General features: G+C 73.7%; 12 protein-coding genes. 1 reads left to right on the top strand and 11 read right to left on the bottom strand.

All coding sequences use genetic code 11. The features are described from left to right. Positions 1-22 precede the first annotated feature (22 nt). From ACH4UM_RS10610 to ACH4UM_RS10620, 3 genes are all read right to left on the bottom strand, one after another. Positions 23-316, bottom strand: coding sequence for a zf-TFIIB domain-containing protein (locus tag ACH4UM_RS10610; RefSeq protein WP_398176217.1), 294 nt, complete (start codon positions 314-316; stop codon positions 23-25). 80 nt (positions 317-396) lie between these two features. Next, entirely contained in the window at positions 397-1,341 is a 945-nt protein-coding gene (locus ACH4UM_RS10615; protein WP_398176219.1) for a phosphotransferase family protein, read from the bottom strand. 305 nt (positions 1,342-1,646) lie between these two features. Then, on the bottom strand, positions 1,647-1,841 hold the full coding sequence (locus ACH4UM_RS10620) for a hypothetical protein (RefSeq protein WP_398176221.1): 195 nt from the start codon (positions 1,839-1,841) through the stop codon (positions 1,647-1,649). Between the two features lie 601 nt (positions 1,842-2,442). On the opposite strand from ACH4UM_RS10620, the gene ACH4UM_RS10625 reads away from it, so the two are divergent. Next, positions 2,443-3,882, top strand: coding sequence for a protein kinase (locus ACH4UM_RS10625; RefSeq protein WP_398176223.1), 1,440 nt, complete (start codon positions 2,443-2,445; stop codon positions 3,880-3,882). Between the two features lie 3 nt (positions 3,883-3,885). Here ACH4UM_RS10625 and ACH4UM_RS10630 read toward each other — a convergent pair whose 3' ends face one another. The 8 genes from ACH4UM_RS10630 to ACH4UM_RS10665 form a co-directional block, all read right to left on the bottom strand. After that, entirely contained in the window at positions 3,886-4,704 is an 819-nt protein-coding gene (locus ACH4UM_RS10630) for a TrmH family RNA methyltransferase (protein WP_398176225.1), read from the bottom strand. 64 nt (positions 4,705-4,768) lie between these two features. Further along, positions 4,769-6,001, bottom strand: a complete 1,233-nt coding sequence (gene cobA / locus ACH4UM_RS10635) for a uroporphyrinogen-III C-methyltransferase (protein WP_398176227.1) — start codon at positions 5,999-6,001, stop codon at positions 4,769-4,771. A gap of 182 nt (positions 6,002-6,183) precedes the next feature. After that, a complete protein-coding gene (gene cobT / locus ACH4UM_RS10640; RefSeq protein WP_398176229.1) occupies positions 6,184-10,383 on the bottom strand; it encodes a nicotinate-nucleotide--dimethylbenzimidazole phosphoribosyltransferase in 4,200 nt (1,399 codons plus the stop codon). 395 nt (positions 10,384-10,778) lie between these two features. Beyond that, complete coding sequence (gene cbiE / locus ACH4UM_RS10645; protein WP_398176231.1) at positions 10,779-11,993, bottom strand: precorrin-6y C5,15-methyltransferase (decarboxylating) subunit CbiE; 1,215 nt, start codon at positions 11,991-11,993, stop codon at positions 10,779-10,781. Between the two features lie 123 nt (positions 11,994-12,116). After that, complete coding sequence (locus tag ACH4UM_RS10650) at positions 12,117-12,755, bottom strand: GNAT family N-acetyltransferase (RefSeq protein WP_398176233.1); 639 nt, start codon at positions 12,753-12,755, stop codon at positions 12,117-12,119. Between the two features lie 164 nt (positions 12,756-12,919). Further along, positions 12,920-13,753, bottom strand: coding sequence for a MetQ/NlpA family ABC transporter substrate-binding protein (locus tag ACH4UM_RS10655; RefSeq protein WP_398176235.1), 834 nt, complete (start codon positions 13,751-13,753; stop codon positions 12,920-12,922). Positions 13,754-13,817: 64 nt separating this feature from the next. Further along, positions 13,818-14,555, bottom strand: coding sequence for a methionine ABC transporter permease (locus ACH4UM_RS10660; RefSeq protein ID WP_398176237.1), 738 nt, complete (start codon positions 14,553-14,555; stop codon positions 13,818-13,820). Continuing rightward, positions 14,552-15,604 carry a methionine ABC transporter ATP-binding protein gene (locus ACH4UM_RS10665; protein ID WP_398176239.1) on the bottom strand — a complete coding sequence of 351 codons (1,053 nt, stop codon included), beginning with the start codon at positions 15,602-15,604 and terminating at the stop codon, positions 14,552-14,554. Before ACH4UM_RS10665 ends, ACH4UM_RS10660 begins: the two co-directional genes overlap by 4 nt. Between the last annotated feature and the right edge of the window lie 177 nt (positions 15,605-15,781).

A 15,781-nucleotide genomic window follows, 5' to 3' on the forward strand; every position in this document is an offset into this window, starting at 1 on the left:
AGCCATGGGCTCGGCCCGCAGCTCAGCTGGAGAACAGCATGTGGCCGAAGCTCTTGTGCCGGTGGTGGCTGTAGTGACCGTGGCCGCCGCCGTGGTGGCCGCCGTGCGCGGCGCCCCAGGCCGGGGCCGGCGGGGTCGGGTAGGCCTGCGGGGCGGGCGGGGGCGGCGTGGGCTGGGACCACTGGGACTCCAGGCGGGTCAGCGCCTCCAGCTCGCCGTAGTCGAGGAATATGCCGCGGCAGCCGCTGCACTGCTCGATCTGAACGCCGTTGCGGTTGTAGGTGTGCATCGGCGCATGGCACTTCGGACACTGCATCGTCGGCTCAACTCCTCGCCGGTCGGTCCTGCTTCGGGTATCGCCAGGACAGACTCTGTCCGGCTGCGGTCGGTTGCACCCTACTTCGGCGGACCGCCGGCCAACTCCGGGGGGACCCGACTCATTCTTTCGCAGGCGTCCACCACGGCCTGTTCGACCTCGTCCAGCGGGCGGTCCGCCCCGATCGCCTTGGCGACGGCCAGGGCGGCGGTCTGCACGGTGAGGGCACGGGCCGGGACGTCCAGGGCGGGCCAGGGGTCGCCGTACGCGGGGACGGCCGGGCCGCCGGCCGCGCGGTAGGCGGTCAGGAAGCGGGTCCACTCGTCGGGCGGGAGCAGTCCGCAGGCGTACCAGGCCGCCGGACGGGCCAGGTCCCAGGCGGGGACGCCGGTGCCGAGGTCGTCGACGTCGATGAGCAGCCAGGGACCGTCCGGAGCCGGGTGGCGGAGGAGCTGGCCGAGGTGCAGGTCGCCGTGGCAGAGGGTGCCGGAGTCCGGCATGGGGGCCTCGGCGCGGGCCCAGGGCGGGAGGGCCGCCCAGGCGTGGAGGACGGGGCGCCGGGCGGGGTGGCGGCCGGCTGCCGGGGCGGCCCGGAGGCGGGCGATGGCCCGGGCGGCCTTGACGGGGCCGCGCATGTGGGGCAGCGCGGCTGGGGCGGGGCTGCGGTGCAGGCGGGCCAGGAGGGTGGCGGCGGCTTCCCAGGGCGCGGCGTCGGGGGTGCCGGGGTCCACGGGGGTGCCGTAGGGCCAGAAGGTGACGAGGCGGTCGTGGAGTGGGGTGGGGGTCGGGCCGAGCGGGGGCAGGAGGATACCGGGGAGGCGGGCCGCCACGGTGAGGCGGAGGGCGAGTTCCGTGGGGTCGGTGGCGGGGGCGTGGGCCTTCGCCACGATGCCGGCGTGGCGGACGACTGCGGCGTCGGGGCGGTCGGCGAGGACGGTCGCCTCGCAGGCGCAGCCGTTCACGTCGGTGTGGGCCGCCCTTTCGACCTGCGCGGTCAGTTCGGGCAGCAGGGCGTCGGCTGTCACGGGGCTCCCTGGGGGACGGCGGCGACCGAGAGCCTACGTGAGCGGGAGGGCCGCCCGGCCGTTCCGTACCCCACCGAGGCAGCCGTTCCGTACCCCCTCGGGTACCTCCCGGAAGTTCGCAGGTACAGACAGGCACGACATTCGCAGACGCGGGCACGACCACCCGCAGTCCGCGCGGGCAGAGCAATGCCGGCGCAGCTCCCCAGCTGCGCCGGCATTTTGCCGTCCGCCGCACCCCCGTCCCCACGGGGTTTCATGGGTGGATGTCCCCGCCCGGACCGCTCTTCCGGGCCTGGGGTCGCCGCTCAGCGCCCCAGCATCACACCCACGGACGACGCCTGTGTGGCCACTGTGTTCCAGCCGTCGAAGACGAGCAGGAGCAGGGCCGCCAGGGGAAGGGCCATCAGCGTCGCCACCAGGGGGTGGCGGCGGCCCGTGCGGCGGGTGCGCGCGAGGCGTCCCTGTGCGCGGAGCAGCGCCCGCGGTGCCGTGTGGGCCATGGTCCCTCTCCCGACCGTCTTGGTTGTCGTTGGCAGCGGCGGGTGTCTGACCTCGGGGGACGAGTGCTGCACCCGCCGCTTGACCTCAAATCTAGGCGCGCGGCGGGTATCGGTCGTCATGCCCTCGTACCGATTGCCGGGCCTCCCGGAGGATGAGCCGTGACTTGGGGACTACTCCCCTGGGTGGAGAAGCGGTCCCAGGTCTCGGGGTCTTCCCCGAGGGGGCGCCCGGAGTGCCCGGCTTTCCCTGGTCGAGGGAGGAACCCACCGGGTGACTTCGATCACTTCCACCGCCCTCCGGAGCACCCCCGTCGCCACCGGGCGGCCCGCACCGGGCGCGGGCGCACGGCACGGACGGGTCATGGCCACGGCTGTCGCGGCCGCTCGCGCGCGTGCGGCTCCCGCGCGCCCAACCTCCCTTCCCCACCAGGGGGTTCGGATCACTGGTGTCCGCGGACGGTACCCCTCGCGCACCTGGTGACCCTCCTTCAATTTCCGTACCGGGCACTGACAATCGATCGGGTCGAGAGGGCGCGGCCTCTGCGCGCGAGCGGCCCCGGAAACGTAAGCTGTGGCTCGTCACAGGGACCGGGCAGCGGGGATGAACATGGCGATGATGCGCCTGAGGCGCGAGGACCCGCGTGTCGTCGGCTCTTTCAGGCTTCACCGACGGCTGGGCGCGGGCGGAATGGGCGTGGTCTACCTCGGCTCCGACCGCAAGGGCCAGCGGGTCGCGCTGAAGGTCATCCGGCCGGATCTGGCCGAGGACCAGGAGTTCCGCTCGCGGTTCGCCCGCGAGGTCTCGGCGGCGCGGCGGATCCGTGGCGGGTGCACGGCGCGGCTGGTGGCGGCGGACCTGGAGGCGGACCGGCCGTGGTTCGCCACGCAGTACGTGCCCGGGCCCTCTCTGCACGACAAGGTGGCCGACGAGGGTGCGCTGGGCGCGGCGGAGGTGGCGGCGATCGGGGCCGCCCTGTCCGAAGGGCTGGTCGCCGTGCACGAGGCCGGGGTCGTGCACCGGGATCTGAAGCCCTCCAACATCCTGCTGTCCCCGAAGGGCCCGCGGATCATCGACTTCGGCATCGCGTGGGCGACCGGCGCCTCGACGCTCACGCACGTCGGCACCGCGGTCGGCTCGCCCGGCTTCCTCGCCCCGGAGCAGGTGCGCGGCGCCGCCGTGACCCCGGCCACCGACGTGTTCTCGCTGGGAGCGACCCTGGCGTACGCCTCGACGGCCGACTCGCCGTTCGGGCACGGCAGTTCCGAGGTGATGCTGTACCGGGTGGTGCACGAGGAGCCCCAGCTGCACGGTGTACCGGACGCGCTCGGTCCGCTCGTCAGGGCCTGTCTGGCCAAGGACCCCGAGGAACGGCCCAGCACGCTGCAGCTGTCGCTGCGGCTGAAGGAGATCGCCGCGCGCGAGGCGCAGGGCCTGGGCGACGTGCGTCCGCCCGCGCCGCGCGCCGCCGAGGCGGACCGTCCGACGGGGCGGCTCGTCGACACGTATCCCGAACAGCAGCGTGCCGCCCACCCGGACATGCACCACACCGCGTACCCGGACCAGCAGCGGGCCGGCCGTGCCGAGCAGGCGCGCTTCCCGCGGCGCCCGCAGGGGGGCTCCCCCGGCACTCCCGCTCCGCGCGGCACCGTTCCGCCTTCGCGGGGCGGCACCCCCGCGCGCCCGGGCGGTGCCGCCCAGGGCCGCGGGAGCGGCTCGTCCTCCCGTACCGGCGGCGGTCCGCGGCCGACTCCGACGGCCCGGAACGGCTCGCGCACGGGCAGCGGCAGCCGCCCCGTTCCGCGCGGCGGCAGCGGGAGGCCGGGCCCGCGCGGCACGTCGACCGGCCGACGGCCCGCCAATCCCCGGCTGCTGCGGCAGCGCCTGTTCGTGTTCGTGGTGGTGACGCTGCTGGTCGCGCTCGGTATCGCGGCGGCGCAGGGCTGCCAGGGCCCGTCGCGGGGACTCGGCGGTGACGGCGGCGTAAGGGTGGAGCAGGGGCGCGGTGCGGGAGACGCCTCCGCGCCCGGTGCCGGCGAGTAGCGCCTACGTCCCGGCCCGGCCCGTCGCCACCGCGTAGAAGGCGACCGCGGCGGCCGCGCCGACGTTGAGCGAGTCGACGCCGTGGGACATCGGGATGCGGACCCACTCGTCGGCGGCCACCAGCGCCTGGGTGGACAGGCCGTCGCCCTCCGCGCCCAGCATCAGGGCGACCCGGTCCATCCGGTGCGGGGCGGCCTCGTCCAGGGATGCGGCCTTCTCGTCGGGGGTGAGGGCGAGCAGCGTGAAGCCGGCCTCGCGGACCGAATCCAGGCCCTTGGGCCAGGTGTCGAGGCGGGCGTAGGGCACGGAGAAGACCGCGCCCATCGAGACCTTCACGCTGCGGCGGTAGAGCGGGTCGGCGCAGTCCGGGGAGAGCAGGACCGCGTCCATGCCGAGGGCCGCGGCGGAGCGGAAGATCGCCCCGATGTTGGTGTGGTCGTTGACGGACTCCATGACCGCGACCCGGCGGGCGGTCTGGAGCAGGTCGGTGGCCGTGGGAAGCGGTTTGCGCTGCATGGAGGCGAGGGCGCCGCGGTGCACGTGGTAGCCGGTGACCTGTTCGGCGAGTTCGGGGCCGACCGCGTAGACGGGGGCGGGGAGTTCGTCGATGACGTCCCGCATGACGTCGACCCACTTGGCGGACAGCAGCATCGAGCGCATCTCGTACCCGGCGTCCTTGGCCCGGCGGATGACCTTCTCGCCCTCGGCGATGAACAGGCCCTCGGCGGGTTCGCGCTTGCGGCGCAACTCGACGTCGGTCAGACCCGTGTAGTCGCGCAGGCGCGGGTCGTCGGGGTCCTCAACGGTGATGAGATCGGCCACAGGGTGATACTGCCTTGTCCTGGGTACGGTGCCAACGGCTCGGAACGAGTCATGTTACCCGCGGTTACGCGGAGGCGGGCGGCCCCACCGCGACGACCTCGCCGATGACGATGACGGCCGGCGGCTTCACGTCCTCGGCGCGGACGGTCTCGGCGACCGTGGCGAGGGTCGCGTCGACGCGGCGCTGGGCGGCCGTGGTGCCCTCCTGGACCAGGGCGACCGGGGTGTCCGGGGACTTGCCGTGCGCCACGAGCGTCTCGGCGATCCGGCCGATCTTGTCGACGCCCATGAGGATGACCAGGGTGCCGGTCAGCTTCGCCAGGCTCGGCCAGTCGACCAGGGAGCGCTCGTCGTCGGGGGCCACGTGACCGCTGACCACGGTGAACTCGTGGGCCACCCCGCGGTGCGTGACGGGGATGCCGGCCGCGCCCGGGACGGAGATGGAACTGGAGATGCCGGGGACCACCGTGCACGGGATGCCGGCCTCGGCGAGCGCCTGGAGCTCCTCCATGCCGCGGCCGAAGACGTAGGGGTCGCCGCCCTTGAGCCGGACCACCGACTTGCCTTGCCTGGCGTGCTCGATGAGCGCGTTGTTGATGGCCTCCTGGGCCATGTAGCGGCCGTAGGGGATCTTCGCCGCGTCGATCACCTCGACGTGCGGCGGGAGTTCGGCGAGCAGGTCGCGCGGGCCGAGGCGGTCGGCGATCACGACGTCGGCCTCGGCGAGCAGCCGGCGGCCGCGGACCGTGATCAGGTCCGGGTCACCGGGGCCCCCGCCGACCAGGGCGACGCCGGGGGTGCGGGTGCGATGGTGCGGGGCGACGAGGGTGCCGTCCCGCAGGCCCTCGACGACCGCGTCGCGGATGGCGGCGGTGTGCCGGGGGTCGCGGCCGCGCGCGTCGGTGGTCAGCACGGCGACCGTGACGCCCTCGCTGTGGCCGGTGGCCGGGGTCCAGGCGGTCGCCGCGTCGGCGTCGTCGGAGCGCACGCACCACACCCGCCGGCGCTCCGCCTCGGCCGAGGCACGCGTGTTCGCGTCGTGGTCGCTGGTGGCGATCAGGGCGTACCAGGCGTCGGCGAGGTCGCCCTCCTCGTAGCGGCGCCGCTGCCAGGCGATCTCACCCGCGTCCGCCATGGCCTCGACGGAAGGGGTCGCCTCGGGCGAGACGAGCACGATGTCCGCGCCCGCGGCGATGAGCGCGGGCAGACGGCGCTGGGCGACCTGGCCGCCGCCGAGGACGACCACGCGGCGGCCGAGGAGGCGGAGGCCTACGGGATAGGCGGGGTGTTCGGCCATGGGGGTGCGGCTCCTCGTCCGGGCGGTCGCAGCGGCGCTGCGGGGTGGAGGCAGTCGAAGCGGTCGAATGGGCGCTACGGCTCCGGAGCGGCCCTGACGTGGGGATTTTAGACGTGGGTTCAGCGTACGGCGGGGCCGGGGGGGCGCGCAGGAGCGCAAACCCGCCGACCCCGGCCACGGAGCTACTTCTCCGTGACGCCCGCCGAGTCGAAGGTCGCGACCTCGTGCATCGCTCTCGCGGTGCTCTGCACCAGCGGCAGGGCGAGCAGCGCGCCCGTGCCCTCGCCCAGGCGCAGGTCGAGGTCGACCAGGGGGCGCAGGCCGAGCTTGTTGAGAGCGGCGACATGTCCCGGTTCGGCGCTGCGGTGGCCGGCGATGCAGGCCGCCAGCACCTCCGGGGCGATCGCGCGGGCGACCAGCGCGGCGGCACCGGCGCTCACGCCGTCCAGGATCACCGGCGTACGCAGCGAGGCACCGCCGAGGAGCAGGCCGACCATCGCCGCGTGCTCGAAGCCGCCGATCGCGGCGAGGACGCCGATGGGGTCGGCCGGGTCCGGCTGGTGGAGTTCCAGGGCGCGGCGGACCACCTCTGTCTTGCGGGCCAGGGTCTCGTCGTTGATGCCTGTGCCACGACCGGTGACCTCGGCCGGGTCGGCGCCGGTGAAGACCGAGATGAGCGCCGCGGACGCGGTGGTGTTGGCGATACCCATCTCACCGGTCAGCAGCGCCTTGTTGCCGGCCGCCACCAGGTCGCGGGCGGTCTCGATGCCGACCTCGATGGCCTTCTTGGCCTCCTCGCGGGTCATCGCGGGGCCGGTGGTCATGTCGGAGGTGCCCGCGCGGACCTTGCGGGGCAGCAGGCCCGGGGTGGCCGGGAGGTCGGCGGCGACGCCCACGTCCACGACGCAGACCTCGGCGCCCACCTGACCCGCGAAGGCGTTGCAGACCGCTCCCCCGCCCAGGAAGTTGGCCACCATCTGGGCGGTGACCTCCTGCGGCCAGGGGGTGACGCCCTGGGCGTGCACACCGTGGTCGCCGGCGAAGATCGCGACGGCGGCGGGCTCCGGGATCGGCGGCGGGCACTGCCGGGACAGGCCGGACAGCTGCGCGGAGATGATCTCCAGCATGCCGAGCGCACCGGCCGGCTTGGTCATCCGCTTCTGCCGCTCCCATGCCTCGCCGAGCGCCTTGGCGTCCAGCGGGCGGATCTGGGCGACGGTCTCGGCGAGCAGGTCGTGCGGGTCCTCGCCGGGCAGCGCGCGCCGGCCGTACGTCTCCTCGTGCACGACCCAGGACAGCGGGCGGCGCTTGGACCAGCCGGCCTGCATCAGCTCGGGCTCGTCCGGGAACTCGTCGACGTAGCCGACGCAGAGGTAGGCGATGACCTCCAGGTGCTCGGGCAGGCCGAGGGCGCGGACCATCTCGCGCTCGTCGAAGAAGCTGACCCAGCCGACACCGAGGCCCTCGGCGCGGGCGGCGAGCCAGAGGTTCTCGACCGCGAGGGCGGCGGAGTACGGCGCCATCTGCGGCTGGGTGTGGCGGCCCAGGGTGTGGCGGCCGCCGCGGGTCGGGTCGGCGGTGACGACGATGTTCACCGGGGTGTCGAGGATGGCCTCGATCTTCAGTTCCTTGAACTGCTTGGCCCGGCCCTTGGGCAGCGACTTGGCGTAGGCGTCGCGCTGGCGCATGGCCAACTCGTGCATGGCGCGCCGGGTGTCGGCCGAGCGGATGACGACGAAGTCCCAGGGCTGCGAGTGGCCGACGGACGGCGCCGTGTGGGCCGCCTCCAGGACACGCAGCAGCACCTCGTGCGGGATCGGGTCGCCGCGGAAGCCGTTGCGGATGTCGCGGCGCTCGCGCATCACCTTGAGCACGGCCTCGCGCTCGGCCTCGTCGTAGCCGGGCGCGGCCGGACCGGTGGACTGTCGTGCCTCTGCCACTGCGGCCGCGCTCTCTTCCTGCTGCTCTGCCTGGTCCTGCTGCTCTGCCTGGTCCTGCTGGTCTTGCCGGACTTCGTGCTCTTCCTGGTCGGCGACCCGAGTGGCCAGGTCGTCCGCGTGCTGGACGACTTCGGGGTCGGGCTCCCCGACGGCCGCGGCGGGAACGGCGCCGCCGTCACGGGGTGCGGGGACCGTGGCGACCGGTTCCTGGGGTGCCTCCTGGGCGGCGGGCCGCGGCGTCCGAGCGGCGAGCTGCTCGGCCGGCACCACGAGCGGGTGCGGCGGGGTGGGGGCCAGGTGCGGGGTGGTCGGCACCGAGCCCTCGACCGGCACGAACTGCCCCAGGGGCTGGCCGGGCTGGGGCTGCAGCGGGACGCCGGCAGGGAGGGCGGTGCCCTGGTTCTGCTCGTCCGGGGCACCGGGCACTGACGGGACCGCTCCTTGCGGGGCGGAGGGGGCTTCGGCGGGTGCCTCGGGCGCTTCTTCGGAAGCCGCGAGTGCCTCGGGCGCTTCTCCGGGTGCCGCGAGTGCCTCCGGGGCTTCTCCGGGTGCCGCGAGTGCCTCCGGGGCTTCTCCGGGTGCCGCGGTGTTGGCCACTTCCGGGGCGTCGGCTGCCTCAGGGGTGTTGGCCACTTCCGGGGCGTCGGCTGCTGCCGGGGCCACGGCTGCGTCGGGGGCGGTCGCCGCCCCGGTCGGCTCGATGGCCTCGGGAACGGTGAACGGGGGCTGTGCCTCCCCCGGTTGCTGGACGGCTTCCGGGCCGGTGGGGGCCGCCATCTGCGGGTGGGCGGAGTCGACGGGCAGCGCGGTCTGCGGCCCCTCGGGCGCGGGGGCGGTGGCGTCCGGGGTGGCGGCCTGCTGGGCGGGGTACGCGTGCGGGGCGGCCGTCCCGGCGGCGGGCCGGGGCGTGTCCGGTCCCAGCGGGGCGTTCGGATCGCGCACGGCCGCGTCCGCGCTGTGGGTTGCGGGCGACGCGGTGGCCTCCGGTACTTCCGTGGCCGCCGGTACTTCCGGTGCTTCCGGTGCCGCCGGTGCTTCCGGTGCCGCCGCCGGCGGCTGCTGGTCCATGGCGAGGGCATGCGCCTGCTCGGCCTGCTGTCCGAGTTGCGGTCCCTGCGGGTCACCGGGTGCGGGGAAGCCCGCGGCGGGCGTCGCGGTGGCCTCGGCGGCCGCCGGCGAGGGGTGAGCAGTGTCCGCGGGTGCCGGGACGGGCGTGGTCTCGGGTGCCTGAGGGTTCGGGGTCTGCGGCTGTGACTGCGCCTGTGCCTCGTCGAACGCGGCCGCTTCCTCGGGGAGTTGCGCGGTCTCGTCGGCCTGCCGAGCCTCGGGGGCCTGCGCCGTTGCGGTGGCCCGCCCGGCTTCGAGGGCTTGGCCGGCGACCGGAGCGTGGGCGGCCTCCGGTGCCTGGCCGGCCTCGGGTGCGGTCGCTTCGGGGGCCGGGTCCGGCCCGGCGGCGTCGGCCGCGGCCATGGGGGCCGGTCCGGCCTCCGCATCGTCCGTGCCCTCATGGCCGGCCTCCCCGGCCGCCCGCTCCGCTTCGCCTTCCTCGCCCCCGGCTGCGTACCCGGCCTCGGGCCCCTGCCCGCCCACAAGGATCCGGGCGCCCTCCGGCTCGTGGCCGGGCTGGGCTTGCTGGGCTTCAGCCTGGTCCTGGGGCGCGTACCCGGGGTCCGGAGTTTGCCCGGCTTCCGGAGCCTGCCCGGCCTCCGGAGCGTTCGCGGCGGCGGGAGCGGCCGCACCGGCCTGGGCCGCGAGCCGGGCCATGGCGGCCTGGGCGGCGTCGCCCGGCTCGGCGTCCGGAACAACCGTTTCCGCAGCCTCCGCCTCCGCACCCACCTCGGGCATCGGCGCAGCCGCCGCGGCCGCGTGCACGGCCTGAGCAGCGGCCTGAGCACCGGCCTGAGCAGCGGCCTGGGCGCCCCAGGGTGCGGCGCCCTGGGGGCCCATCTCGCGCAGTAGGGGGGTGTCGAGGTACTCGGGGCCGGTCGTGGGCGGACCGGGCTGCCGGACCGGCGCGCCGGCCGGGCCGCGGTCGGCCAGGGAGCGGACCGGGCTGGCGGAGGCGTCCGGGATCGGCGGCCCTAGGTGCAGCGGCCGGCGCGGGGGCGCCGCCCCGGCGGGCATGGTGGTGACCGTGGGCATGACGGGCGGCGTGTGCGCCTGGTCGGGGTGCAGGACGCCGCCGAGGTCGACGGAGCCGCTGTCGCGGCCGGATGTCTCGTGCGGGCCCGGCTCGTGGACGGCCTCGACGACCGGCTCCGGGACGGGTGGGGGCACTTCGTTGCCCCATGCGCCATGGGAGCCCGGCAGCAGCAGGTCTTCGTCCTCGGCGGGAGACTCGGAGAGGTAGGTGTACGCGCCGTGCGCGGGGACGCCCGGCTGCTCCACCATGCCTGCACTCTCCGGCAGCCCCTCGCCCGGGACCTGGCCGGTGTCGGTCATGCGTACCCCTCGCCCATCGGTTTAGTGCTTCTACGACCAGCTCACCCGGAGCGGCGCACCGACCGCCCCGCAGTGAAGAACGAGCGTCCGTGCCCAGCGGCACGAACGACCCGCCCGTAAAAGGCGACAAAGCCATTGAGTGGCATTGTTGCGGTCGTTCCGCCGCGGCGACAGCGTGATCCGCGACGGTCCGCTGTGGACTGCGCCACGTTGCGCGTCCTCCGGTTCCGCCGTACCACACCCGCCCCAAAACGGACGGGTTTTCCGGACATTGACGAACGAAGTTCCGGGCCACCCAGTGCGGTACAACGATCGGCCAGCCTACCGCGCGCGGTACGACAACCCGATCACGGGGCGCGGTCCGCGAGGCCCGCCCGTCGCCCGGCCACGACCCCTCATCGAGGCGCTTCGCGCTCCGGCAGTTCCCCGGTGAGAAGGAAGACGACACTGCGTTCCTTCTCCGTCCAGGCACGGGTGTCGAGTTCGACGGACTGCAGCAGGGCGCACTCGACCTGGTAGCCGTGCTCGGTGAGGTCGCGGCCGACGAGTTCGGCCGCGTCGCGGGTCGCGGCGTGGGTGACGATGCGCTGGGGACGCCGGTCGGCGACCGCCAGGACCACGGCCGCTCCTCCGCCGCCGACGCGGACGACGTCCGGTTCGGGCAGGTTCTCCAGGATGTGCGGGGCACTGCCGTGCACCACCTGCAACTGGACGCCGAAGCGGCGCGCGGCGGCCTCGGTGCGGGCGCAGGCCTCCCCGTCGCGGTCGACGGCGATGACGGCGGCGCCGCCCCGGGCGGCCTCGGTGGCGAACGCGCCGCTCCCGCAGCCGATGTCCCACACGAGGTCACCGACGCGCGGCCCGAGCCGGGCGAGTTGGGCGGCTCGCAGGAGATCGGTCTCGCCCTCGCCGAGCGTGCCGCCGTAGGCCTCGGCGGGCTGGGTCCAGCCGCGCGGTCCGGCCGCCGGGTCGCGCCCGGAGATCCAGCCGCCGCCCTCGCCACCGGCCCGGCCGCCGATGACGATGACGACGTTCGGGTCGCGCCAGGTGTGGTCGGCGGCCTTGTCGGAGGTGACGACGGTGACCTGCTCCCGCTCGGTGCCCAGCTCCTCGCAGATGACGAAGGTGCGGTGCACCCCCTCCAGCAGCAGGCCCAGCTCGGCGGGGCCGGCGCCGGGAGCGGTCAGCACGGCGACCTTGGTGTGGGCTCGGCACACATTCACCGCGCGTCGAAGGGTGCGCTTGTGTGCGACCACCACTTGGGCGTCGTCCCAGGGCATCCCGGCGCGGGCGAAGGCGGCGGCCACCGAGGAGACCGCGGGGACGACCTCGACCTCCAGGCCGAACTCGGGTGCGCGCAGGGCCCGTACCACCCCGAAGAAGGCCGGGTCCCCATCGGCGAGGACCACGGCGGTGCCGCGGTGGGCGGCGATACGGCGGGCGGCGAGGGCCACGCTGCCGAGGCGGATGCGCTCGGCGGTGGGGGGCACCTCGGGCCGCGCCAGGTGGTGGGCGGCACCCGCCACGAGGGTGGCGGCACCGAGGGCACCGCGCGCCGCGTCGGTCAGCGGCGAGCCGTCCCAGCCGATCACCGTGACCCGGTCGGCCATCGTCGTTCAGTCTCCTGGGGATTGATCAGGTCGTCGCGGTACGGGCGCCCGCAGGCGGCTCCGTGAGGTTACCTGGTGAGGGGCCGGGGCGCGCGCCTGGGCGGTGGCGGCGTGGGCCGTCCCTCAGTTCCAGTCGGAGAACGAGGTGAAACCACCGATGTCGGCGAGCTCCCCGTCCGCGCCGTCCAGGTCCTCCGGCAGCAGGCTCCACACGATGTAGTCGGTGCGGACGTCGGTCCAGGTGCCGTCCTCGGTGCGCATGTGGGCTATGCAGGCGTTGCGCAGCACGCCCTCGCTGATGCAGCCGATCTTCTGGGCGACCTGCTGGGATGCGGTGTTGTCGGCGGCGGTGCGCAGCTCGATGCGCTCGAACTTCTGGTCGCCGAACAGCCACTGGGCGGTGACCAGGGCCGCCTCGGAGGCGTAGCCCTCGCCTCGGGCCCAGGGGGCGATGACGTACGACAGTTCGGTGGACCGGACGTGCCAGTTGGTCCTGGCCAGCTGGACGATGCCGACCAGGCGCTGGGTGAGGAACTCGGTGACCGCGAGGTCGAGACCCCGCCCCGCCGCGCGCTCGGCCGGGGCGTACTCGGTGATCCAGGAGCGGGCGCGCTCCTCGGTGAAGGGCTGGGGGACGTCGGTCCAGGCGGCGACCTGCTCGTCGTTCATCATCTCGGCCAGGGCGGCGACGTCGTCCTCGTCGAGGGGACGCAACACCAACCGCTCCGTACTGATGGACACGTTGGGGAAGGTGCTCGTCATGCGCCGCTCCGTTACCTTCGGTGAGACTTCAGGGCCTTGCTGAACTGCCCAGCATGCAGCATGAAAGCACCGAACCGCAGCACGGGGTCCACACCCGGTGAGGGAGCGGACCCCGTGCGTGGCGATACGCGGGTGTACGCGAGGTCAGTTCACGGCCGGCGGGTTCAGAAGGACGGGATGACCGAGCCGGCGTACTTGTCCTCGATGAACTTCTTCACCTCGGGCGAGGTGAGGAGCTTCGCGAGCTTCTTCACCCGCGGGTCCTTCTCGTTGCCCTTCTTGACCGCGAGGAAGTTTCCGTACGGGTTGTTCTTCGCGGACTCCAGGACGATGGCGTCCTTGGCGGGCTTCAGACCCGCGGAGATGGCGTAGTTGCCGTTGACCACCGCGGCGTCCACGTCGTCCAGGGAGCGCGGGGTCTGGGCCGCCTCGACCTCCTTGAACGTGAGGTTCTTCGGGTTCCTGGCGATGTCCTGCGGCGTCGCCTCGGTGCCCACCCCGCTCTTGAGCGTGATCAGCCCGTTGGCGTCCAGCAGCTTCAGGGCCCGTGCCTCGTTGACGGTGTCGTTGGGGATGGCGACGGTCGCACCGCTCTTCAGCGCGTCGGCCTTCTTGACCTTGTGGGAGTACAGGCCGAGCGGCTCCAGGTGCACCGTGACGACCGGGACGATGTGGGTGCCGCGCTTCTTGTTGAAGTCGTCGAGGTACGGCTGGTTCTGGAAGTAGTTGGCACCGACGGACCCGTCCTCGGTCGCCGTGTTCGGCGTGACGTAGTCGGTGAACTCCTTGACCTCCAGGTCCAGGCCCGCCTTCTTCGCCAGGTTGTCCTTGACGAAGTTCAGGATCTCGGCGTGCGGGGTGGGGCTCGCGGCGACGACCAGCGGGCCGCTGTAGTCGGAGGCGGCGGAGGAGCTCTTGCCGGAGCCGCAGGCGGAGAGCCCGAGGGTGAGGGCTCCGGCGGCGAGGACGGCGGTGGTGATCTTGGCGGTGTTACGCACGAAAAGTGCCTTTCCTTGGGTGGTGCGACCCCGTCGTGGGTGTGACGGGGAGATCGGGGGGACGTCAGGCGGCCTTGCTCACGTCGGCCGCCGCGGGCTCCTTCGCCCTCAGCAGCCGCAGCCTCGGCGCCGGGCCGGAGCGGCCGCCGCGCCGGTGCAGGGAGCGGGACGCGAAGTCGCCGGCGAACTGGATGAGGGAGATGACCACGGCGAGGACCGCCACCGTGATCCACATCAGCTGGGTCTCGAAGCGCTGGTAGCCGTAGCGGATGGCGATGTCGCCGAGGCCGCCCGCGCCGACCGTGCCGGCCATCGCGGAGTAGCCGATGAGGGCGACGACCGTCGTGGTGGTGGAGGAGATCAGCGAGGGCAGGGACTCGGGGACGAGGACCTTGCGCACGACGGTCCAGGTGTTGCCGCCCATCGCCTGGACGGCCTCGACGAGTCCGCCGTCCACTTCGCGGACCGCCGTCTCGACCAGGCGCGCGAAGAAGGGGATGGCGCCGACGGCCAGCGGCACGATGGCGGCTTCACGGCCGATGGTCGTACCAGTGACCCAGCGGGTGAAGCTCATCAGGGCGACCATGAGGATGATGAACGGCATCGAGCGGGCGATGTTCACCACCTGGCCGATGACCTTGTTCGCCACCACATGCTGCAGCAGTCCGCCCTGGTCCGTCAGGACGAGGAGGATGCCGAGCGGGAGTCCGCCGAGGACGGCGATGAGCGTGGACCAGCCGACCATGTAGAGGGTGTCCCAACACGCCTGGGACAGCAGGGGCTGCACCTCGGACCAGCTCACTTGGCACCTTCCTCGACGAGCGGGGTCCTCTGCGCCGCGTTGTCGGCGTTGCCGGCGACGTCGATCCGCAGCCCCTGTTCGCGCAGGAAGCCGATGGGCACCACGTTGTCCTCGTAGCGGCCGGGCAGTTCGATGCGCATCCGGCCGATCTGGAGGCCGCCGACGGTGTCGATGGCCGCGCCGAGGATCGATATGTCGATGTTGTAGGTGCGGGCCAGCTGCGAGACGACGGGCTGGGTGGCGGCCTCGCCGTGGAAGGTGACGTCGAGGACGGTCCGGTCCGGGCCGAAGGCCTCGCCGCCGACCGGGAAGAGCGCGGCGGCCAGTTCCGAACCCGGGGTCGCGAGCAGTTCGCCGACGGTGCCGGACTCGACGACGCGGCCCCGCTCCATGAGCGCCGCCGAGTCGCAGACCGACTTCACGACGTCCATCTCGTGCGTGATGAGCAGGACGGTCAGGCCGAGCTGCCGGTTCAGGTCGCGCAGCAGCTGGAGGATGGAGCGGGTGGTCTCCGGATCGAGAGCGCTGGTGGCCTCGTCGGACAGCAGCACCCTGGGGTCGCCGGCGAGGGCGCGGGCGATGCCGACGCGCTGCTTCTGGCCGCCGGAGAGCTGGGCGGGGTAGGTCCGCGCCTTGTCGGTGAGGCCGACGAGGTCGAGCAGTTCGAGCGCCTTGCGGGAACGTTCCTTCCCCGACTTGCCGAGGATCTCCAGCGGCAGCTCGACGTTGTCCTGGACGGTGCGCGAGGACAGCAGGCTGAAGTGCTGGAAGACCATGCCGATCCGGCTGCGCGCCCGCCGCAGCTCCTTGCCGGCCCGGGGTCCGCGCCCGGCCAGGGCCGTGAGGTCCTGGCCGGCGACGGTGACCGTGCCGGCGGTGGGACGTTCCAGCAGGTTGACGCAGCGGATGAGCGAGGACTTGCCGGCGCCGGACTGGCCGATGACGCCGTACACCTCGCCTTCGCGGACATGCAGGTCGACGCCGTCGAGGGCGGTGACCTCGCGACCGCGCGAGCGGTAGACCTTGGTCAGGCCCGATGTGGTGATCACGTGGGTTTCCGTCACTGTCGAGTGCGCGGCGCGTCGTGGGCGCCGGGCACGGCATTCATGGTCGGGTACAGCCAGAACGCAGCACGGTTCTCGCAAAGACACTGAAAGCGGGAAGAAACGTGCACGCGGGGGCGGAGCTCAGCCGGCCACGCCGGCCGGACCGGACGCGGGAGCGGG

Source organism: Streptomyces sp. NPDC020801 (genome assembly GCF_044334385.1).
Taxonomy (GTDB): domain Bacteria; phylum Actinomycetota; class Actinomycetes; order Streptomycetales; family Streptomycetaceae; genus Streptomyces.

Excerpts from the sequence above, each read along its gene's own strand:
- ACH4UM_RS10650 (WP_398176233.1), bottom strand. The coding sequence starts at position 12,755 with ATGACGAGCACCTTCCCCAACGTGTCCATCAGTACGGAGCGGTTGGTG.
- ACH4UM_RS10620 (WP_398176221.1), bottom strand. The coding sequence starts at position 1,841 with ATGGCCCACACGGCACCGCGGGCGCTGCTCCGCGCACAGGGACGCCTC.
- ACH4UM_RS10610 (WP_398176217.1), bottom strand. The coding sequence starts at position 316 with ATGCAGTGTCCGAAGTGCCATGCGCCGATGCACACCTACAACCGCAAC.
- cobA (WP_398176227.1), bottom strand. The coding sequence starts at position 6,001 with ATGGCCGAACACCCCGCCTATCCCGTAGGCCTCCGCCTCCTCGGCCGC.
- cbiE (WP_398176231.1), bottom strand. The coding sequence starts at position 11,993 with ATGGCCGACCGGGTCACGGTGATCGGCTGGGACGGCTCGCCGCTGACC.
- cobT (WP_398176229.1), bottom strand. The coding sequence starts at position 10,383 with ATGACCGACACCGGCCAGGTCCCGGGCGAGGGGCTGCCGGAGAGTGCA.
- ACH4UM_RS10625 (WP_398176223.1), top strand. The coding sequence starts at position 2,443 with ATGAACATGGCGATGATGCGCCTGAGGCGCGAGGACCCGCGTGTCGTC.